This is a genomic window from Candidatus Hodgkinia cicadicola, assembly GCF_002774925.1.
Genome location: NZ_CM008769.1, coordinates 47,013 through 70,424, shown reverse-complemented (window position 1 = coordinate 70,424; position 23,412 = coordinate 47,013). Strand labels below are relative to the sequence as shown.

The following is a 23,412-nucleotide window of genomic DNA, read 5'->3' as shown; positions in this document are numbered from 1 at the left end:
ATTTGGAGTTTGGAAAATCAATAGCAAATACATTTATAAAGTTCTCATCTTCGGAACATAAATGCACTATCAGTACTATCTGATAGATAAATATAATTTATACATCATATTCATAAGACCAAACGTTGGACCAAAAATGTTAATAAATCAAATAGGAACTTTACTTACTGATGAACATATGCAGATTATTGAGTTAATGTCGATGAAATACGAAGAAAACGAAATAATGGCTTTAAAGAACTATGTTTTGGCATCTGTTTTAGAGGTTAAACATTACACAGATACACTGTTTAGTTTTAGAACAAAAAGATCGAAGAAGATTAGATTCAAATCTGGTGGATGTGTAACAATGGGATTGATAATTAGAGGTAAATTGGTATTCAGGAACTATTATGTATGCAGTCCGACATGGGATAACAAGTTAGAATTTTATTCAATGGTAGTACCGAATGGTTTGTTTACATCGTTTCTAAAGATGATTACCACTAGAAGTTCGGTCATAATTATGAAGAAAATGAAGAACGGATTGATTATGAAAGCATTAAGTCCAGGAAAACGTTTGTTCTTGTTGTGTACGGACATCGGAATAGCAGTTGTTAGCAACATAATATCTGAACCTGAAACATATGCCAAGTTCAATGAAGTTATAGTGGTTATGGTTTGTAAATATGTTGGAGAATTACAATACTTTGATGATAAATTGAAACAATTAGCAACAGAACCACAGATTAAACCATATGCAAGGAATAAGTTGAGATTTTATCGAAGTGTAACACACGAACCATATCCTTATTCCGGTGATTTAACATGATTGATAAAATCTGGAACACTTATAGCTGACTTAATGACATATACTTTTGATAAGATGGATAGGTTCATGATATGTGGATCACAACAAACAACACTGGATGTTGCAAATCTATTGAAGGTATTGGGATACAATAAAGGTACAGCTAATAACCCACAAGATTTTGCTTATGAAAGACAATTCGTTAATAAGTTAAACAGAGGCGATTAAACTCTGAATCATTTGGTTTGAATTTATGATGATCTACCTTTGAACCAACATCCTTATAAACCATTATGTGGTCTAATGTTAATCGTGAACAAAAAAACAACAGGTGGTTATGATATTTTAAGCGATGAACAGAGGTGTTTGTTGAGGTATTAATCTAATTTGGTTGAATTTAACTATGTCAAGATTTTGTTGTAAATTATTAACACAGATAACGAAGAGATATGTCAACTAAGAAAATATATTCCTCGATAACAGAGATAATTGGTAATACACCGATAGTAAGGTTAAAGAAAATAGAGGAACGGTATAATGTGAAGACACAACTCTATGCTAAACTGGAATATTTGAATCCATTTGGTTCTGTTAAAGATAGAATAACCTTCACTTTGATACAGAATGCTTGAAAGAAGAACAATTACAATAGAAATACCATTATAGTTGGAATAAATTTTGGAGATATAAGTATCAGCATTGCATCGATTGCTGCCAGTAAAGGTTTGAAATGTGTGATAGTTGTTTATGGTGATGTTTCGAACAAAGTATTAACCATGTTGGAATTACTGAATGCATTTATTGTGTTTACATCTGACATCGAAGAGGCAATTGAACAAGCAACAACACTTGTTAAAGATTTCAAGTTAGCAGTAATGATTAATCCTTTCGATGATGAGGATTGTGTAAAAGTTCATGAAACAACCACAGCAAAAGAAATACTCGAATCTATAAACGATGTAGATTATTTTGTATCAGGTGTTGATACGGGAGCAACTATCACGGGTGTTGGAAAAGTTCTAAAGAAAATGAATCCTAAAACCGTTGTTGTAGCAGTTGAACCTTGAGAAGCATCAATGTTGTCAGGAAAGAAAGTTCGGTCATGTGAGGTCAAAGGTATGGGCGTTGGATTATTACCAAGAATTTTAAACATCAACATTATCGATTATGTTTTCAGAGTCAAAATCCAAGAAATGATTGAGTATGTCAGATCTTTGTTGTCATCTGAAGGTATTGCAACAGGGTTGACTTCAGGGGCAGCGATATGTGCTGCTGTTAACTTAGGAATTGATGTCAACGATTCCTCCAAGAAAATACTAACAATTCTTCCATCTTCCATCGATAACGACATCCCAATCATTCCATTTGACAACGGTTGCCAACTTGTTGCAACACAGAATCCATCCGTTAGCTACAAACTTATTGCATATTATGTGTTATTCCTATTAGTTCCGAGTGAAATGAAAAAACCAAAACAAACCATCAAAGTAACTCGTTATAGCTGTAAGGTAATCCCAGCAGTTATTCAATTGTTAACATTAAAGTAAAATACCAACAAATAACTTCTTAGTAATAAGATTATTTCTAGGTTCGATAAATATAAACAAATAAGTGTTAAATCAAAAACAACATCAAATCTTATGTTAATTTAAGACTAAAAACATAACAAAATCCCATCAGGCATCGATTAATTTCCATGCCATGATATCGAAATAATCACAACAAATAAACTAAACATTGGGTATAATTGTTAATATTTTGTTGGTTTATTCAATTCATGTTATAATTACAACCATTAATACATCTTGAACAAATCATGAATCATTTGTTAATCTTCGTGTTGTTTCTATTATTCAATTAAATCTTGAACCCATGTTAACAACAGCCAACCTTGATTAAACCCATGAGATAAACACACGTTGTTCGTAACATATTAGTTCATGTTGTTGTAGTCAAGTATCAAACATATTTGTAACGAAACAACCAATATAACATTTGAATAACATGTTAACAAACAGATAGATGTTACCTTAACATCGGAACTTGTTTAAGCATTCACGCAACCATTACCAACGACACATTTGTGCATCGGATTTTATCTCAGTGTTACGATACAACACATAAAACAGAGAGAAACAACCGAAACCTAACCGTTGGATTAAACAAAGTTGATAAATGTTGATCAATTAAAATTCTATATCAATTAAATGACTTGTGATTAAACGTTATAATTAGGTAGTTCGATCCCAATTCGTTATCCCACGTTGAACAACATGCTGTGCCATGTAATGGCCTTCGGTAACAACAAATATTTGATATTAAATTAACTTAACATCTAATTTGTTACAATACGGACAACGATGTGGGATCAGTGATTGCTGCGAATATTCTTTACGTAGGTGTTTGAGGTAATTAACTTAGAAATGTAAAATCACTTGGTGTTTATTGATGGAGTTATCAGGAGGTATAGCTTAAATTGTAAAGTTGTGGTCTTCAAAATCATAGTTACAGGTTCAATTCCTGTTATCTCCGCGATGATGTAAGTGGTCCATGTTACAGCAACAAAGTGATGCCGAAATCAATTGTAATGGTTCGGTTAGATTGATGAAACATGGATAGAGATTATATAAAATTAAGACTTCATGCAAAGGTAGTCAAACCAAATCCGGCTATAAACGTTGTTCTTGGACCAAAAAAGATAAACGTTCATGAGTTTTGTAAGCGATTCAATGAACTAACAAATAGTAACAACCGTTCAGAGGTGTTATGTGTTAAGGTTTACCTTTATTCTGATAAAAGTTATGATATTGTGATCGGTAACCCCCAATTACTTGTTTAATCAAAAGACTCTTATCACTTGTGGGGGGTTCAAACGAACCAAGCAAGAACATAATTGGTAAAGTTAATAAACAACAAGTTTTAAAATTAATAAAAACAAAACAAAATGATATAAATACATTTAGAACAAAGTATGCATTTAAACTGATATTGGGTAGTTTAAAATCAATGGGAATTGGTATTGGTAACTAGTATAAATAAATTTGATTTTGAATACTCCATTCTAACGAACTTTAAATCATTTATTGTTATTACTTCAGATAACATCGATCACAACTCATTTTATCGATTCAAACGACAACTTTATCCATTTAATTCACTTCTAATTAAGATTAAGAACTCACATTCGAAGATTTTATTAAACAAGGTAATAAATAACATCGGAGATTTAAGTTTACCGAACATTATCAATGAAAGCTGCATGTTTATAGTATTTGACGAATTAACCTTCGAACTATGGCATGTAATTAACAACTTTATTAAACTTTACCATCTTAACTTATTACTATTTATTTCTAGGAACGTTGTTATAGACAAACAAAATCTAACTATACTTACAGATTATGGTAACAACAAGGTTCTAAGAGATTATTTTATCCAACAATTGAAACAAGTCTTTGTACGATTTACATCGGGTCTTAAACATGTACCATGAGATCTTTGTAATGCACTGAAATCTGGAACAAATTATAAATAATAACAAAAAAACAATTACTCGATAATAATCACAACTTAAACAGATATTGAATTAATAATAGTGTTGATGTTGTTGTTAAAACCATGACATGTTGTAACTTCGGTTCAATGAACACAACAAAATCATGACAACCTTGTTTAAGATAGAGATAATAATATCGGTTGAATAAATATCGAAGAAAACAACACAAATATTATCATAAAGACCAACATGTTCATCAAAAACCAGATCCCAAGATATCCAATTACAACGTTGCTGATCCATTGAATCACTCCGACCATCACATTTCCAACTACTTCCATCAAATAACATCCGTACAGTATAAACTAATAACAAAACACATCAGAAACAACATACTATTGAAGCAACATGATGTTGGTTAGTTCTAACATTAATTAAATAAACTAGAATGTTGGATTAATCCCAATATTTTGGGCATGAACGTTGTGAGTTAACAAAACAGTTAACAGATCTCATTCCATCACATTCCATTCATGTTTCATTGATAACTTGATCATGATGTATACAATTTATTCGTATTAGATAAGATATTAATAGAACTAATCTTTTAATGGAACGTTTATCCCCGATCATAATTCATGACAACCTGTCAAAAACCCAACTCGTTCCTCCAATGGTCATCATCTTGATCTATGAGTTAATGTATTCAATTCTAACCATTATCTTAAGTACAACTTCGTTGTTTCCAACGTTCCATCAATCGATCAATATTCCGATACATTCATGTAAACATCTAATTGTAACATCTCCAACGACCCAATGTTATTTAAACCCAACATGTTTACAACGGTCCGATTACAACGTTGTCACATAATTGTTAACAGATTTTGTGTTTACATCCAATGGTTAATCCGATTAACCTCAATCGTTGTTAACAAAACCAACATAATTGTTTAATTAAAAATTTATTCACTCAACCGATAATAGACCTCATTTCGTTGTTCCAATATAATCTTCATAACCAACATATATATATATACAAATATTCGGATATATTGATAAGTACATAAGCTGTAGATTTAGATAAGCCAACGTTGTTATTAGTGCCAATGTTGTACATGTTTGTTATGACATCTATGGTTCGTTGTGGTTAATAATACTAAACGATGTGAAATTAAACATTAGCATGTTTGGGTAATTGAATAGAGAACGGATGTTTTAAGTTCAAATGGAACCGATCCCAACTTCAATCCGAATCATCCTCAGATATCTACCACTACCAAATGATTTTGTAACAACGTTTGGTTCAGTTTTTTTGTTTCAATTTAATCAAGTTATTTATGTTTGATGGTTAAACAAATATTGATTTTAATTAATGTTACTATTTCATCGTACGAAACATGCCATCTGAAGCATCGGAACTACATCCATCAAAGTGATTAACTCAACCCTGAAGTCTTCGAAACAACAAGCGGTCAATCAAACCAACCAGTGTTAAATATAATTCTTCTATCAAACTCAACACCAACTAACAAAACCATAATACCCTTAATACATACCTCTTTTTTGTTGATATGTTATTGTAAACATATACCTGTTTTTAACAAAAAAACCAATGACATACATGTTCAATGTTAAAGGTAATTACCATTATGAACTACTACCTTGTTGAAACCAACACATGGTATAATCGAACTTATTAACGTTGTCATCGATAGATTGATAAAGTATTAACAACAAAATTTTGTTTAAAAGTGGCCTCGGTTGTTGGCATTAAGTAACAAAACTTGAGTTGTAAATTGACATCAATATCCTGACCATGATTTATTTATTATTTCTATATAGTTAAGTCATATATCACGGGGTCATCTGCGTTGTTATAACCAAATCATTCTTTTATTTTAAGTTAAAATTACATAAATAAATCAACAACAACAAAAACATGTTTATCCTTCATTCTAATATCCGCCTTGTTTCATCATTCACATCGATATCGTGTTAACCATGGTGTTACAAATCTGTCAATAACAAAAGTTAAACCAAGATCAATTAATTATCCCAAACCGCTAACAAAAACCAACCTCAACAAGTAGCAATAACATTTACCATCTTGTTGTTTGATGAATCAGAGACTGTGTTCGGAACAACGTTCCATGTTATTGACCAAAATAATTGACATTCATTAGATCGGCATTAACAACAAGCCATTGATAACCCACAACAACATGACAATGTCTATACGTTGTTAATAGGTATTGTCACAGGTTGTTTATGGTTTTTGTTTTGATTCAATTGGTTGTATAACGAATTAAATTATTACAACAGGACCATAAGGATAATATCTTCAAATTGATCCAAGATCTTGATTCACATGTACGACGAAATCAATGATTCGATACACATGCATGGTTCGTTGCCAACAAAATGTGGATGTTAACTCTATTAAAACCAACAAAATGACTTAATTGGACACAAGAATGATGTCACTGATAATATCGATTGTGATTTACATTTATTACCCCAACTGAACGTTTTTTTGTGTTAAATCGTTGTAATTTTTGTCTTAATGTTACCAAGACCATTATCTTGTTTGATAATTTGTGGTTATTATACTGTTTATACTTAAATCAAAATTTATACCGGATGTAGAGATAATTGTTATGAGATAATGGATGGATCTTGTTGTTAACAAAAAAAACAGGAATAAATCATGATGTTGTTAGTACTTTATGTCATGGTTAAGTTTATCTGTTTCATGCCAACATTTGGTATTAGAAATGATAACAAAATCCACATGAATACTACATTAACTTCGTTTAATTATGAATAAATACCATGTTGTAACATCAACGTTTATCTATATTATTTGTTTAACATAAAGTCTAATATTATACTAAGAATATGTTGTAATTTTGTTGTTAGCGAACGATAAAGATGGATAATAATAAGTTGACTTTGAATGTCGGAAGAAGATGTTGGCATTGTTGTTACATGTGTGTTTTATCGAAACATAATTGAACTAACAACCTCCATTGATTTTAGACTTTCAATGAAACGTTTGCTTATGTTTTGTAATAACATAAAAGAACCAATTATATTTGGTTGTGGGATTACCGATAACGATGTGTTATAAGTCTTAGTAAACAAAACTAAATATGTCATTGATTTATGTAACGTTTTCAGAACAAACGTTTGAACTACCTTTTGTGTTTTAGAATGTGGTGTTAACTTCTAGGTTAAGTTCACTTTGGAGCTGGAACGTTGTATCATCATGGTTAATCTTGAATAGATCTGTTTTACCCAGATCGAACACAACGTTGTAACGAACAACATCCATGTAAGACTTGATACTTCTAGTACGTTGAGATTGGTTTTATAAAAAAGGTTTCAAGTTGGTACAATCTGGTATTGTTATTAGAAGGAATATGATGACTTGTTTGAAGATGGGAATAACACCCATCAGGTTTTTTGTTAGTAATAACCTTCATAAGAAACAAAACAAGGTAGGTATCCATAACGTTATTATGATGGAATGTTTAATGTGGAATTGTTGTGGTTAGAAAGAACCAATTGTCAAGATGAACCAGAAGATAGTTAAACGTGGATGGACTATGTGTTGTGGTTAATCGAATGGAAGTATAGTTGGTGTCGTGGTAATTTGGTTCGGATGTTGGCAACAACATAGATGGAAATTAGATTTAATCGAGATCTATAAATTGATGTTTTAAATCTGAAGATTGGACAACGAAATGTGTTGTCAGGATTGATGTTTGTTGGGATCGAAATGAGATGGAGTTTTGTGATTAGTTCAGTTAATTTAAGTATTGATTGGATAAGTTAAGCGATTAAATGTTTGTATCAAAAGCTGATTAATTCGATTATTGTTAACAAATGTTGTTACCATTTTGTTGTTCATTCCATATGTTTAATTCCAAATATATTTCGATTATAACATAAACAGATTGATCCGGTTGTAAACTTAAGCAGTTAATTATGAATCCGTTTCTGTTTTATTGTAATAACGGAACAAAACAAGTATGTCGTAATGATGTTAACAGGATTTATATGTTGTGAAGTAATTATTAGTTAGTAAACACGGATGACTTCATGGATTTTGTTTCGATGACGGTAACCAACATGATGTTAAAATGTTTAGTGAATAAATGAATATATAAAAAGATAAGATGGTTGTTTTAGTAACATCAAGTGAACAGTTATGGTGTTTGTTCAGTGTAAAAGAATAATATGAACGAAGTAATTCAGATTTGATCTGATTGGTAACAACGACCACATCACTTCAAGCCATGAAGTTTCCATTAAGGTTGTAACTTAAAGCCATGTTTGATCACTTCGTTGTAATTAGATCAACGATAAGTATTAATTTAAGTGTTGGTTTAACATCGGAATTTGAAGTAGTGATCGGATAACTACCTTGAAACATCGAACATCCATGAATGTGTAATGTTATAACAATTTAAACTAATACCGTGATAGCTTACAACGTTGTTCGTTTGTTGTTCAAACAAAATAATCATGTTGTTGGATACGAATGTTTGTTGAATTAAAATTTTGGTAACAGATAGTTTTAGGTTATGATGTAATTGGTGGTTTAAATCGATGATAAAAAATCAACAAGGTGACCGATATAGAAGTTATATAAAAAGAAGTAGTGTCTGATATAAGTGGCAATGTTAGATAATTCGGATTTTTATATGTTCAAGGGAAAGGTATTAAGGTTGAAATTGATAGTTCGATGTCAAATTAATTGTTAACAGATTACTTGAAATCACAGATGGTTTATTGACTTATAATTGTGATCAATAAATATGGAACGTTGGATAAGTGTTAAATTTAGATGGAGGTTGTTGTTTTGTTTAATAAATTATTACAGATATTAAAGAACCAATATCGGATGTTACTTAGATAGAAACATAATATCAGATGTTGGTTTCAGATTCAATCAAGACAACGTTGGTCCACCTAACAACCCATGAATGTGGCACTTCGTTGCAAGATGTGATAGATATAACTGTTGAATTTAATGTAATTAGTGGATATTATTAATTCAATTTATGATTGGTTGTTTGGCTCTAATCGTGATATCCTCTAACATTTGGTAACTTGTCATCGGATGTTATATTAATGAACTTAAAAATCCATAACAAGAATGGAGTTGAATAAACCTGTAACAGATTAACAACATACTAATTAACTTGATGGAAATATCAAAACAATTAACTTACAACAATGACAAAATATATATGGTTTAAGGTTATATTTAAAAAACCAAATGTAAGTGTATCATCAAATATCTCGTTATAAGTTGTTACAACATGTTAGTATTTTTGTTGTGGTTTGATCAGAGATTGGCAGTTCATTGATGGCCGAAACAAAGAAACCAAGTATCAATAGTGTTTAAACATGGTTAAAATAACAAATTCCAATCAATAGCTACTAATCTAATTCATTTATTTCATTTCATATCGATCACATGATTTAAGCAAACCAATGAAATTAATAGTCAACAGAACGTTATTTAATCACCAAATCATCTCAACTATTATATTGAACATTATCATGGCAATTATAACTTACCATCGATATGCATAATCAAACTTACAACCTAGGTTATCCATCCCATCTAATATCATCCGACATATACCCATCATCCATCATTTCTCATTTTGTTGTCAACCTTCTAACACTTATTCATTTATTAACCTGTTACCAACATTGATGTTTCCAACCTTATATAATTTATCACAACCCATCCACTCATCTGCAACAACTACCATGCCAGATTCACTCAACAACATCCATCCTTCATAATCATTACCAACAATTAACATCAATTATACTTCATGTTATCGGTCATTTGTTAATCCATATTTCATCAAAGTTAAATTAATTTGATATCAACACAACTAACGGATAATGCCTACCGATCCTTGGTAATCCTAATTACATCAACAAACAAAATTATAACAACAGATAATGTATCATGGATGTTTTTGTTTTTTCAATCATGTCCATCAATAGAAGACATAATACTTCCAACAATTTTATCAATTCCATCCTCTCATAATAAAACACAAACGTCCACACATTATCACTTAGGTTACGTTCAAACACATATAAATTCTAAGCTTATAATATCAATGTTATGGCTTTATCGTTTATGTGTCTAATGGTTATACCATCAACTCCAAACATCCTTTGACATCCATGACCTAACTACAAACAATTTATTCACAAACTTCCAATCCCATCACAACCGTTATAACCATGTCCATGTTTTAATATCATGTCTAAAATCTATCACCATTCAGGTTGATTCCAACCTTCAAACCATCGATCTAAATTATTAATTACATCCTCCATCGAACATTACTTATAACCGTTGTTAAAACAAACAGAAACACAACGTTGGTCAACAAAATATTCACTAAACACATTTACATCTATACCAGAACCCCGATACAACAACCACATGTTGGATATTATTTATATTACTATTAAACATGTTACAAATAACAACACAGATGTGTGTTTACTTTAATATCAGAAATTAATACCATTCTATCAATCTTGTTGTTTCCGCTTAACAACATTGGATACACTTGATTTGAACAATACTACATGTTGTTGTTTTTCTAATACATTTGAAGTAGTTACCATTAATTTAGTTAACAGCTCACATATGCTTATGATGGTGTTCGGTTTTAACATATAGAACCAAACATGTTGTCAACATCAATCAATTAACAAGATTCATGGTAACCGGATCTTTCAAGTCTTCATACTGATTATACCAAGTTAGAATACAAATAAATGACTAAAAAACATACCATGTTAAAGATCTACGGTTGTTGTTATTTCTTAGCAACTTTGTATGTATAAATGTTAGTTCAAGTTGTAGATAATTCCAATCACTTGTTTTAGTTAAACTATTGGTATCAAACATGTTAAACAAAATGTCATAATGTCATGTTAACATAGAGAGGTTAAAACACAGACATCCCAGATGGTTGTTATTAATGATGTTATAACAAAATCAACTTAATAGCTCAATATTAGTTCGAATGTACCAATCCATGGTGGATTGTGCTGATGGTTAGTGATCCGGATGTGAATAATTGAAGAGATAATTGATTAACCATGAAAACACAAAACAGATAACAACATAATCACATGCCATGACCGTTGTTAAAGTAAACGACCGAACGTTGTGATCGATCGAATTAACACAACAAATAGAACAACATGGTAACAATATTGGGATATAACAACGTTAGTTAATTGGATTAAATCAATGTTATAATTGGTTTGATTAGATGTTGGACGGCATGATAATATCCGTTGTTTTGTTGATTTAACGGTAATGTTTAGTAATTTAACCAAACAAAAAAAAGATGTTATGGTTGATGTTCAACCAAGATCAATGATGTATATTAATCAAACATGTATTAAGGTTTTTAATTAAGAATATTACATCGTGTTTATGTGATGTTAACTGTTTGATTGTTGATCAGATTGATGGATTTAAGTTAATCATAACAAAGATCGGGTAAAGGTACGTTGTTAGTGATCAGTTACTTGTTCGATGAGGTTAGTAATCGATGAATGATGATCGGATATTAAAGATGAACATATTGATGGGTTTAATTTAGATATTAGCAGATAATGGCAAGGAAGAATTGAGATGATTGGTAACAATTGGACTGTAATTTAACCTTAGATTTTGGATTAAACTATTACAATATACATCTAGCCGTTCGTTTTAACAACATCCACCATCAAGTTAATTTACTTAAGATTTATATTAACTAACATCTTGTTAACATTAGATATTGGAGGTAATAAATCACATGGAACGATGTGGCCATTGATCAAGAATTTGTTCGTTGGTTTTATATTAATTTGTTCAAACGTAAACGTTATGTCTCATACTAACAAAATTATAGTTAGATAAGTTCCATTCTAACATCATTAACTCAAATGTTGTTGTTTTTAATCATAGTGAATACTTCTCGTTTAAAAAATGTAAATAACTTATGCTTACCTTGTTGTTAATTCCCATCTTGTTGTTAAACAACGTGTTGTTGATCGTGACACCGATGATTTGATTAGGTTGTTGTTACTTAATGTAAATTAATACATAAATAAAGATCTATGGCTAATAGGTTTAATGTTAATTAATTCAACCTTGATAACATGTTGTTAGTTCATGGATCAATGGAAGTGGCAGAGGTTTTGGTTATAATTATCAAGTAATTGATCGAACGTTTACAACAAGTACATGTTTTAATTGACTACAATCCAAGGTAAACATGTTAGAGGGTTAAACTTTGTTCATAATATCGAGTCTATTGTTCGATGTTTGTGTAATAAGTAATATGTTGGGTATGGATATGGGTATAATAAAGAGTTTAGAACAACGAAGTAACAAAATCATTCATGTTGTATGCTCATTTGATAAAGGTTGATAATATAATAGCAGGTTAGTTGGTATGCAGGATGGTGTGTTCATAACGATTAGGTTTAAGTTTTAACACTAGACATCATGGTCATAAATATTGATAAGAATAACCACTGATGTAACCGTGCTTGGATTTTGTTAATGAACAGACAAATGGTTGTTTTTGGTAGTAATTATTAGCTTATACTTTAAGATTTATGATTAACATTTAGATGGTAACAAACGATATCAAAGTCTACTCCGAACGAGGATCATTGTTATTAATCTCATCGTTCAGATAACAAAATATTAAACAAAACAAGTGTTATTTTGAGTTATATTGTTAGGAGGATGTACGAGGATGATAACAACATCATTTTATATAAACGATTATCTACTTTATGTTTACCATATTTTGGTTGTGTTAAATGTTTAAACAACAGTTTGTCATATAAAAATTACAATGGAATAAGTTTAACAATGGTTCATAGATTGGATTATGGAACTTGTGGATTGATGGTTGCAACCAAAGTTAAAGATGTAAATTTATCTAATCAATTTTGATTTAAAACAATGGAAAAGATGTATAAACTTCTCTGTTTTTCTAAAAGTTATAAAACTTCATCATGTTGTTGTTTTAACAATACTTCAGTTTTAATCTTGGATAAGTTAAAGCTTTACATGGTTGATTGTAAACTAATTGTTGGGAAACGACATCAAATTAGACTACAAACTCGATGCGTTGTAGGTGACAAGATGTACAGCTATAAGTTATATCCAAAAGTTTATTGAGATATATTATGATCATCGATTGAACATCCGGTCTTAACATCATGCTTAATCAGCTATGAGATAACCGAAACTAAACGAATTATTTGTGTTGAAACAAAACCATCACAGATTTCTCGTTACATATTAATCCTCTTCTTAAAGTTGTAGTTAATCAACTGATAATCCATAATACAATAAAGTATTAATCCGTTCGGATAAGAACTATCCATTAACTAATTAACAATCTGATAACTTAAATAACAAAACCATGGCAACGTTCAGATGGTTATAATTCTCGATTAAAACAGACATTCATGACCTCGTTTGTCATTATTTTGTTGTTCAAAGAAGTTATATTGATGTAATTAATTAATAACGATCAGTTTACCCATGGTAATAATGGGTTGTTATAATCATTACAACCAAGATTTATATTGATAGAGTTGCTTTGATATATCGTTGAAATTATCAAGGTAATGATCATAGATTTAACTCGTTGTATAAGTTACCCATGTACGTTGGAAATCAATTGTTTAACAAGATCCATGGTTCCATCTATGGTGATTACTTTTAACAACCAGATCATGATGGTTTTCTTGTTTTTAATGATCGGTAACAGGATCAGCTCATCATCATTGGTAGTTGAATTGTTACTTCGATCTAACGAAACAACGAAACAATAATGGTATCCTTGTGGTCATATTAAACAATCCATCATTTGGTTATACATATATTTTTTGGATTAAAACAACACCCACAACGAAGACACAATTGAATTACCACATTTTCATGTTAATAACTGGTTGTTAACACAACAAATACCAACTATTTTCTTCTTGGATTTTTGTTATCGAATAAATATTGATGAAAGAATATCGAGTTAATTTAATACTCATTTAAACTGATCATGAATAAACCAACGTTGTTAATCTAGATATCGTTACAAAAACAAACAAGGTCCGAACATGTTGTTAGTAACCTTACCATTTAAAACAATAATGTTAATGCTTTGATGGTTAGTTCCAATATTTAATACGAAATATCCGATGATTACCATCCTGTTCATTCCAACGTTGTCAACATTTTGTTGAAGGTTCATGTTTGTTTGATACATCCCAACCCATGATCCTTGGGATTTTGTTTATCAGTACCAGTTCGTCATGAACGTAACATGTACATTAGGATCTGAATCACAAGAAATAAACGAAACATAGTTAATGAAATCATCTAAACAGACGTTGTTTGTTAACGCTACAACGTTGTGTTGGAATAGCTATAAATTTAATATAATTTGAATGTGTTTGATTTGTTAATAACAAAGTGATGTGTATAATTGATCTTGGTAAAACAACCATAGCATAAACGTAGAATAAACATCTCATTATCAAATATTAATAGTCTTATTTAGATTATAAACAACGAGATTCCAACGACCATGAACATTTCTATCAACAATTTACACATATAAACGATTATAAGTCACTTTTATAACTTAATTGTTTCCTATTACTTAAATCAATCAAGTAAAATAGATCAAATTAACCACATCGTTTGTCAACGTATTCACCAACTAACAACATGCTAACAGCAATAACTTGTACAAGTTCTATGTCCGATCGTGTGCTTGGTTCTTTGTTCTATTTAAACAAAACATAAACACCAAAAGTTCAATTGATTTAATTCGGTTGAGATGTAACAGAGATTTATTCATTGAATTCATCAGCTTTCTTCCATTAACACCTTTCAATCAAACAAAATAATATAACGGAATGTGTTCTATAAATTTTGTTGTTTAATCTTAGAATTAATTTAGATATAGTTAATGAGAACAATTTGGTTTTATACACACAACTCAAAACACCTACGTTCGTGTAAGTTGTGTTTGACACCACTGTTAACAGAACTAAACCCATCAATTTAACATGAATGAAAATCAATCTCCACTGTCATAGATGTTTTAAACCACAACCAAGGAAAATCCTATCTGGTCTTCTTGTACCGATAATAGCATCAACGAAATCATAATCATAAACAGATATTGTTTGATTTAAACATTTAGAATTATAAACCAACGATTTTATCCGTTGTGAATTAATGTCGATGCAAACAACATAACTTCTGTTGTATTTCTTGTGTTCCAGACTTATAAAACCACATCCCGAACCTATATCTCACAACACTTCTCCATGTTTTAACAACCCTAATATTATGGTCCTAATAATCTTCTTTGAATGGGTGTTCCAGTTCCTCAATCCGTTGTTCAATCTAACATCAAAATAATTATCGAACAACACCATGGTACTTAGATAACTACCAGTCAGGATGTTGTTACTCAGATGATGGTTACAACACTTATAACAATTTGTATTAATAATACAATATCGGCTTGTTCCAACCTTTGGTCTCGGAAAACAGTTCATTCCCATTAACACATTCAGTGTGTTTTCACATCCAATTAATCCAGTTTTATTCAATAGTGTCTTAACATGAGTAACACCTACAACATAGTAGAAGTCTTCTTTGAAAGTAATTATTTTATTCGTACTTCTATATCATGGGTTGGTATTAATATCAATAATTACTATGTTGAAACCATCTTGTCCAACACAACATACAACGTTGTAAAGTCTATGTTTTCATTTATGAGATTTAGTTCTGAACGGAACAAACATGCAAGTGTTACATCCTAATATTAGTCTTGACATTGATAAAATCTTAATATATCGAAAGATATTGTTCTTGTTACAAGGAAATGAAAATGTTAACACTGTTGATTTAAATTATGTAGGATTTGTTACATCGATTTAATCGTATGGTCTCATCAATTACATTTAGATGACAACTTCAATGGATACAACACTGGGTTCGATCCAACCTTGTTAACTGACATATTGTGTAAATGTTAATAACATTTTGTTCGGATTTTGTTATGAAGTGGGATGTTAACCAACGGTTGTAGCCATATGTTTTGGTTCCAATGTTTAATTCATGTCAACTAGTTGTTAAAATTTAAGTTGGTTCACATGATAACAGATAACGGTTAGTTCTGAGATCTTGGTCGTTGTTATCAGCAATAAAATTTAGTCAACCATATGCTTCATTCGATCATGGGTAATTATTCAAAGAAAATTATATGTTGTCAATGGAATTTAATACAAGATGTTTGATGATGTATTAACCGATATTCGATTTTAATTGTGTTAACAATAATTGAAGTTAATTGTTATAACAACGAATATGTATAACACCGAAGAGAATTGGTTTATTATACCCAAGGATGGTGTTGTTTATTGAATTATATATCTTTAATTATACATTATCTTCGGTACAACATCCATATAAATTAATATTTCATGAACCTTGATTAAACAACCAACTACAAAATGTCATACATGTTTGTGTTTGGACTAATAGGTTTATTTAATTGCGGTATAGGATAAATGGATCAACAACCGCCAGTAATAACAGATCTGGAATTGTTAATCGTTCATCATGGACATGGTGTGTTGGTCTATTCAAATTCTTACAACAAAGTAATAACAATTGAGAGATGGTGTTAACCTTTTTTTTGGAATCCAACGTTAATGCAAACCGTTTTATAAACAACACAGTAAGTTTAAATTCAACTAATGGACTCAGATCATTGAAAGCTCATAATCGATAGTACTTAAGACATCAATGTTTATCATTTTTTCGTTGTTGTAGTACCAGGATTTAAATAGTTCATTGATGTTTGATTTGATGGATCGGAATATCATTCAGGATAAATTAAAAGGTTACCATCAATGACAATTATAATAAGATGATTTAGTTCATAGTTCCATCAATTGACAATGTTATAAGTCCATTTACATCTTCTAATCTTTGGTTCTTAGATATAACCGTTGTTATGTTATTTCGTTGTTATGGTCGGATGTTGTTATTGGTTTTATTTAAACAAAAACTATTTAAACTTAATAAATATTAGCCGTTAACTGATGTTGATGATGGTATGGTATGGAAGTAAGATCAAGTTATAAGTTATGATAAGGATAGTTGTGGTAATCGATAAGTTGGTCTCATTAGAAGACATATAATGGAAGAATATATTTAATATTTTGTTGCCATGTTGTGTGTTTTTAACCATTATTCAAACAGATCGTTTAAACAACGATTTAACATCTTATATTACCATCATACAATTATTCTGTTGGTTAACATCGGATGCACTTACAACGTTGGATTGATCAATGCGGTAGTTTAAATCCGGAATTATCAGGTTGAATGTTGTTGATTAGAAGTTAGTGATAAACAAGAATAGAGATTTATATAATAGAACAAAAAACGTTACAACGTTTGGATGTTTGTTATATAAGTTTAGTTTTCAATGTACTTAAACAAGTATATGTTAATTATGTCTAAATGTTGGATGTTTTAATCGAATACTTGATGAGATCAACGATTATAGGATGATCATCTACTTGTTGTTAACATTGATTGTAATGTCATGATCTTATCAGATTGATCGATATAAATTATAACAATTCAGACATGTACAACGTTGGTAACATAACATTGTTAGAAGTGTTTTATCGATATAGTTTGATCGGTATTTCTTTCCATTGAAGAACCGTTGTTTGATTTCAATGTGTTTAATGGATAGTGATGAATTGAACCAATGATGAAACGAATTAACATCTTGGATTATGTAACAAAAAAAAGGTTGTAAAAGGAGATGTAGAAACAGCTTACTTTGTTGTTAAAACCATTTATCATGATATCAGTCATCAAGTTTAAATCAATATGTACAAGAAACTATCTTTTGGTTTTATTAAATAAGGTTTAAGTTAAATCAGATAAGTTCGAACCAACCGTTGTCCATTATTCGAAGATCGGAAGATGTTAACAGGTCAATTGATATCGTTAACTCAAGAATATGGCTCAATCTTGTTATCAGCATTGGGGTAATGGGATTGATTGGGTTCGATGTTGATCTTATTGGATGTTAATATCAGATAAATGATGTTTGTTTGTTAATCTATAAGAATTATATAGTTACAATCCGAGGATAATGTCAGTGGCATGATGTTAGTATCGATTACAGATTATAACAACACGGAGTTAAATGAAAATGATATCTTAAGTTATTAGTGTTGTGGTTCAATGAGTAAACATGTCGAATATGGGTTGTTGGAAAGATCTAAGATCATAATTGTTTTGTTGTTGTGTTTGAACAACAGGTAGGTACCGATGATATCTGACTATGATTTGTATAATATTGGTTAAACATATCAAAGTGGATGTGATATTCTTAGTCATAATTATAGACATACTTAACAAGATGATAATCAGAACATCGGAACAATGATTAGTTTTTATGATATACCAAATTCTCTATTAAAATGATCAATGACTTGTTGTTTTCTTGTGTTATATCGGTTGTTCTTGGATAACATTTGTTATTAGGATATAAAACAGGATAACAAATGATGAAGATATGATATATTTGTTCAACAAGACATCATCCTTGTTGTTCGAATTTAACCAACATACATAAGTTCAGAGCTGTATCCGTTGCAGTTATTACAGTAGTCTCTTAAACTATTGGTTGTAAGTAACAGAATTTTGTTGTCATTGATGTTATATGTTCATAATTACAATCAGTTGTACATTTCATTATTAGTTCAATTAAGTTCATAAAAACCATCTTTCATTCAAAACAACAACGGCCATCTTGATGTTTCGAACACATGAACTTCATGGTAAAACAAAACATGTTCAACAACATTATTAAATATATTTCTTACATGATTTAATTCATCTTAAGGAACCGAAGACATCATATTAACATTGATGTTTTACAACGTTATCAATGATCAGATTGGGCAGATCTGATAGTAATATTTTAACAACAAACCATTAAGCCATCATCGTTTCATCCATCCGATGATCGATGTTTTCTTTAATATAACCTAATAATATGTTACATCGGAAGGTTATAACAACATATACAACGAATAACATTGACAACTATTTCCTGATTTTGTTCCAACAACCATGCATAATGTCAACTTGTTGTTGTAATCCATCATCTGTTCTGGTTGTTTTAATTGTTAATAGCCATTGATCAACGAATCCCATCGTTTATTTACACCGATACTAAACCCTAAACATCATACTGGTTGTTATAACAACCTCTTCCATCGATTAAATTATATTACCAACATCATCTCGTTTAATCAAACGCCAACAGCATGTTGTTGTTTATTCCTGAACTATAGTTACAACGTTGTTAACAGAAACCACCATGATCAAAACATGCCTACAAAACATTAACACTACAACCAAACTTAGATTACGTTCCCAATCATAATTGGTAATAACAAACCAATCGAACTATATTCCCAATGAACATATTGTATTAATCTGCTGATTATATCCGAATAAATTAATCCCATGGACGTTGTTAAACTTCTAATATTTAGTTGTATAGAATTAACATTAATTGTAACTTATTACACTAAAATTCAGACACCACTGTCATGTGTTAATGTTCATGCCATTCGAACTAACAACGGTTGTAATGAAATTGTTGTAACAAAACCAATCAGTATTGTAAGATAAACACTTATTTATTCCATTAATCTGATTAATATATTACCAAAGTAACAGTTCAACATGTTATTAATATAGTGATATATTTGTTGACAAAACGAACATCAATCTATGTTAACAACAAAATGTCATAGTTAATTCCTGATTAATCTTAACAATCCTGTTGTCATGAAATTATTAAAAATGTAACTACAATTTAATTCAGTATTATTCATTAAACAACACAGATCATAGTTTCGATAGCCAACGTTCTGATGCCGATGTAATCATCATCATTGGGTTTCATTAAATCAGTGTAATTATTTAAAACAATTAACCTACTAATGACTTGTTACTTCGTTGTTTCGGTGATCCTTTATCGACCATGTTGTTAACGTTGTTCAGCCATCAGATCAAAGATGTACAACGTTCAGTAAAGACTAAACAGTTCGATTGTTGTAATTAAATCCAATGGAACCAACATTCGAGATAGTGAAACCCATTAAGTCTATTAATTTCTATCAAACAATTCGGTCTGTGTTTGTTGTTCTATCGAGGTGGATGTTGAATGAGATTGGTTAATATATCCGGATTAAGTGATCGGTAATATGTGTGTTGTCAGATGATTTAGATTTGATAATGAAAAGACCATCAGGTTTATTGATGTAGTATGTTGATCTAATTGGTTAAAATATTTGTATACAACGATATAAATAGATCTTAACTTACATTAAACCGAATTATGTTACAACAAATATGACCGCGATATGGCTTAATGTTTGGAACAACAACATGTTGTCATCGGATGTATTGATTTCGGATACAACATGGCATATAATAGTCTTATCAGTGCATATAATAACATGTGTTAACATGATATAAAAAATGTAAAGACATAATCAGAGTTGATAGGTTAACAACAATGAATGATAATGATATTAACTATGAATTGATCTAAACGTTGTAAGAGGCTAACGATTATTATTTGTGTTTTTGTTGTTGTTATTCCGATATATAATTCAATGTTAACATACTGTCAATATAGTTACTGGATCAGTAACAATGATGGTTCGTTGTTTTGTTGTTGTTATGTTAACAAAGATCATTGATAATTTGATGTTAAGACAGGCCGATTGGTTGCTTGGATGTTGGAACATACCAGATGATATTGATGGTTAAATGTAGGTTCACAGATAGGTATAATACTTGTTTATTGAAGCTTAACCATGACCGATGATGAGGTTAAATACTGTTCATAACATTGATATTACGTTGTTTAGATTGATGTTGAAGGTTGGCTTATAACAACCGAATGATGATAAATGAGGTCGGTATTGATTAAAACAAAAAACATCAATAAGAACCATGTGAATAATTTGTTTTTAACATTTTTTGTGTTGGTCACTTGTTGGATGGTTTATTATGTTTGGGTTGCCAACGTTTGAAGATAACTGTTAAGAGATCTTAGGTGTTGCCAATGAATTAAGTTATGAGTTAATTGGTATGTGATGGATTATTTGGTTAAACATAGGGTAATTACAGATCATTATGTTGTTGGCTTGTTGATTATGGTTAAAACTATCAATGGCTATGTCTGGTTGGTAATAATTTATGATTTACAAATGATATTGACCAATGGTTCGGTATTTGTTATTAATTTAACATTTAACTAACAATTGATGTGAGGGTTGTTAACAGGAATCCAACGGTTCACAACGTTTGGTCCACTTTTGGTAATTAATTTGTTATTAAAACCTATAAATAAGTGAACAATCCATGAACGTTGTACCTAATAGATAAATCAATTAAAATCAGCTAATAATATGCTTATTATTTGAATTACAAGATCATAAAACCAAACAAATGTTGTTCAACCATGAATTCCTGCTATAATAAAACATGTTTATCATTCTGTTTACATTTGAATCAAATACAGAATGTCATGATCATAATTGGTGTTTCTTTTGATATAAATTAACACAACATCCCATCTATAAGATCGGGTTATCTGTGTTGTTGTTTAACTTTAATTTGTAACATGTTGGTTCTGATTGAATAGAAGTGACATCATGTGTATGTTATCAACGAGATATAATGTAGACTTAAACGATGTATGGTATAATTTAACATAATATTTATGGTTAACTATTAACATAATTTCTGGTAAAACATAGTGAACACCATTGGTTTTATGTTAAGTTTATAACTTATCGGTAACAACGTTGGGTATAAGTCTCTATTGAATTAATTGATTATCATTGGTATTATCACGATAAGAGAAACCAATGGTCATAAGTTTTGTGATTTAACTGGATGTTGGCTTCGGTTTGTTAACAATTACAATTAAATAATGATGGGAAAACATGGCGGTGATACGTTGTGAATCGATGGTCTTTGGTTCCATGGTCATGATTTGGAAATAATAAATGCATAACAGTAGGTATGGGGTCGATTGGAGAAGGTTTATCAAATGAATATTGATCAGCAATGTTGTTTGTGAAGTTACGAATAATAGTAACAACCAATGATAAATGTGTTTATAAATTAATATAAATCAAATAACATGTTTGATGTCTGGATTTTGTTGAAATAGTTGTAGTATTAATAGCTCGATTGTGACGATGGGTTGTAGACTAATCAAAGGCTTGATTTGTTCGTTTGTGTTTGAATGTTGTGTAATAACATGTGATGGATTTAATATTTCTTAATTGGATTAACACTTATATATACCAAAGATAGAGGTTCAATGATCTAACGATTAGTTACCTGTCATCAGGTTGTATCATTACCTTGTTTGATGTGGCGGTTGTTTAATACAATGTTGATAGAATAGGTTATAACAAGATAGTAGTTATGGTGATAGTTGATGGTTGGTTTTGGTTGTGATGTTGAAATGAATTGATCTTGATGTTCGAATTAAAACAATTATCATGTACATTAGTTGGTTGTTCGTCGTGTTTGTTGGTATAATCTAGATACTAATCCATACTAAATTTATATATCAGAGTTATGGTTCATGTTGTTATGGGTAAAACGTTGTCATTGTTCTTAACATTATACCGATTTATTTCAGTCATATTCAACATATTGTTTGGTTTAATTTTAACAACTTAAGTTTATAACTAATTTGATTACAACATTGGGTTAACATTGACAACACATCAATGTTTGGATGTTGAATTTGAACATGTAACCAAATGTTGTGGTGTTATTGGTGTAAAGAATAAAGATGTTTGATTAGTAAACATGGAGATAAAGTTGAACAATGATGGAATTATGAAACAAAGTATGAACTGGTTATTTTGTTGTTGTTAATTTGTTTAA

Annotated in this window: 19 protein-coding genes and 1 tRNA gene; 13 read left to right on the top strand and 7 right to left on the bottom strand. The window is 30.3% G+C overall.

The genetic code is table 4. The features are described 5' to 3' along the window. Positions 1-61: 61 nt before the first annotated feature. The 6 genes from MAGTDC_RS00240 (at position 62) to MAGTDC_RS00215 (ending at position 4,325) form a co-directional block, all read left to right on the top strand. The gene (locus MAGTDC_RS00240; RefSeq protein WP_146656521.1) at positions 62-1,018 is read left to right on the top strand and encodes a ferredoxin reductase domain-containing protein; all 957 of its coding nucleotides are present in this window, start codon (positions 62-64) and stop codon (positions 1,016-1,018) included. A gap of 221 nt (positions 1,019-1,239) precedes the next feature. Continuing rightward, complete coding sequence (locus tag MAGTDC_RS00235; RefSeq protein ID WP_146656520.1) at positions 1,240-2,337, top strand: PLP-dependent cysteine synthase family protein; 1,098 nt, start codon at positions 1,240-1,242, stop codon at positions 2,335-2,337. Positions 2,338-3,250: 913 nt separating this feature from the next. Beyond that, positions 3,251-3,322: transfer RNA gene (locus tag MAGTDC_RS00230), tRNA-Trp, on the top strand. A gap of 37 nt (positions 3,323-3,359) precedes the next feature. Further along, the gene (locus tag MAGTDC_RS00225) at positions 3,360-3,629 is read left to right on the top strand and encodes a hypothetical protein (protein WP_146656519.1); all 270 of its coding nucleotides are present in this window, start codon (positions 3,360-3,362) and stop codon (positions 3,627-3,629) included. A gap of 20 nt (positions 3,630-3,649) precedes the next feature. After that, positions 3,650-3,820 (top strand): uL11 family ribosomal protein, encoded by a 171-nt coding sequence (locus MAGTDC_RS00220; protein WP_192572868.1) that lies wholly within the window; start codon positions 3,650-3,652, stop codon positions 3,818-3,820. Beyond that, positions 3,804-4,325 carry a hypothetical protein gene (locus tag MAGTDC_RS00215; protein ID WP_192572867.1) on the top strand — a complete coding sequence of 174 codons (522 nt, stop codon included), beginning with the start codon at positions 3,804-3,806 and terminating at the stop codon, positions 4,323-4,325. The genes MAGTDC_RS00220 and MAGTDC_RS00215 overlap by 17 nt, the downstream gene beginning before the upstream one ends. 75 nt (positions 4,326-4,400) lie before the next feature. Here MAGTDC_RS00215 and MAGTDC_RS00210 read toward each other — a convergent pair whose 3' ends face one another. From MAGTDC_RS00210 to MAGTDC_RS00195, 3 genes are all read right to left on the bottom strand, one after another. Then, a complete protein-coding gene (locus MAGTDC_RS00210) occupies positions 4,401-4,637 on the bottom strand; it encodes a hypothetical protein (protein WP_192572866.1) in 237 nt (78 codons plus the stop codon). Positions 4,638-4,742: 105 nt separating this feature from the next. Beyond that, on the bottom strand, positions 4,743-4,967 hold the full coding sequence (locus tag MAGTDC_RS00205) for a hypothetical protein (protein WP_146656515.1): 225 nt from the start codon (positions 4,965-4,967) through the stop codon (positions 4,743-4,745). Positions 4,968-8,337: 3,370 nt separating this feature from the next. Continuing rightward, positions 8,338-8,727, bottom strand: a complete 390-nt coding sequence (locus tag MAGTDC_RS00195) for a hypothetical protein (protein ID WP_146656513.1) — start codon at positions 8,725-8,727, stop codon at positions 8,338-8,340. A 500-nt stretch (positions 8,728-9,227) separates the two neighbouring features. Here MAGTDC_RS00195 and MAGTDC_RS05150 point away from each other — a divergent pair, with 500 nt between their 5' ends. Continuing rightward, complete coding sequence (locus tag MAGTDC_RS05150; RefSeq protein WP_278046833.1) at positions 9,228-9,350, top strand: hypothetical protein; 123 nt, start codon at positions 9,228-9,230, stop codon at positions 9,348-9,350. 641 nt (positions 9,351-9,991) lie between these two features. On the opposite strand, the gene MAGTDC_RS04040 is transcribed toward MAGTDC_RS05150, so the two are convergent. Continuing rightward, entirely contained in the window at positions 9,992-10,135 is a 144-nt protein-coding gene (locus MAGTDC_RS04040; protein ID WP_192572865.1) for a hypothetical protein, read from the bottom strand. Positions 10,136-10,224: 89 nt separating this feature from the next. Beyond that, the gene (locus MAGTDC_RS04035) at positions 10,225-10,389 is read right to left on the bottom strand and encodes a hypothetical protein (protein WP_192572864.1); all 165 of its coding nucleotides are present in this window, start codon (positions 10,387-10,389) and stop codon (positions 10,225-10,227) included. Between the two features lie 297 nt (positions 10,390-10,686). Between MAGTDC_RS04035 and MAGTDC_RS04030 the strand changes: the two genes are divergently transcribed. The 3 genes from MAGTDC_RS04030 to MAGTDC_RS05790 all read left to right on the top strand — a co-directional run bounded on the left by MAGTDC_RS04030 (position 10,687) and on the right by MAGTDC_RS05790 (position 13,683). Beyond that, a complete protein-coding gene (locus MAGTDC_RS04030; RefSeq protein WP_192572863.1) occupies positions 10,687-10,845 on the top strand; it encodes a hypothetical protein in 159 nt (52 codons plus the stop codon). 762 nt (positions 10,846-11,607) lie between these two features. Then, positions 11,608-11,769 carry a hypothetical protein gene (locus MAGTDC_RS04025; RefSeq protein ID WP_192572862.1) on the top strand — a complete coding sequence of 54 codons (162 nt, stop codon included), beginning with the start codon at positions 11,608-11,610 and terminating at the stop codon, positions 11,767-11,769. Positions 11,770-13,095: 1,326 nt separating this feature from the next. Beyond that, positions 13,096-13,683 (top strand): pseudouridine synthase, encoded by a 588-nt coding sequence (locus MAGTDC_RS05790; protein ID WP_414173047.1) that lies wholly within the window; start codon positions 13,096-13,098, stop codon positions 13,681-13,683. A gap of 882 nt (positions 13,684-14,565) precedes the next feature. On the opposite strand, the gene MAGTDC_RS05145 is transcribed toward MAGTDC_RS05790, so the two are convergent. Both MAGTDC_RS05145 and MAGTDC_RS00190 read right to left on the bottom strand, forming a co-directional pair. Beyond that, positions 14,566-14,688: a hypothetical protein gene (locus tag MAGTDC_RS05145; RefSeq protein WP_278046832.1), complete on the bottom strand. Its 123-nt coding sequence runs from the start codon at positions 14,686-14,688 to the stop codon at positions 14,566-14,568. Between the two features lie 560 nt (positions 14,689-15,248). Further along, entirely contained in the window at positions 15,249-16,283 is a 1,035-nt protein-coding gene (locus MAGTDC_RS00190; RefSeq protein WP_278046831.1) for a class I SAM-dependent methyltransferase, read from the bottom strand. Positions 16,284-20,844: 4,561 nt separating this feature from the next. Between MAGTDC_RS00190 and MAGTDC_RS05140 the strand changes: the two genes are divergently transcribed. The 3 genes from MAGTDC_RS05140 to MAGTDC_RS04015 all read left to right on the top strand — a co-directional run bounded on the left by MAGTDC_RS05140 (position 20,845) and on the right by MAGTDC_RS04015 (position 23,403). Further along, positions 20,845-20,970: a hypothetical protein gene (locus tag MAGTDC_RS05140; RefSeq protein ID WP_278046830.1), complete on the top strand. Its 126-nt coding sequence runs from the start codon at positions 20,845-20,847 to the stop codon at positions 20,968-20,970. 1,497 nt (positions 20,971-22,467) lie between these two features. Continuing rightward, positions 22,468-22,641: a hypothetical protein gene (locus MAGTDC_RS04020; protein WP_192572860.1), complete on the top strand. Its 174-nt coding sequence runs from the start codon at positions 22,468-22,470 to the stop codon at positions 22,639-22,641. Positions 22,642-23,238: 597 nt separating this feature from the next. Next, positions 23,239-23,403, top strand: a complete 165-nt coding sequence (locus MAGTDC_RS04015; RefSeq protein ID WP_192572859.1) for a hypothetical protein — start codon at positions 23,239-23,241, stop codon at positions 23,401-23,403. Positions 23,404-23,412 lie beyond the last annotated feature (9 nt).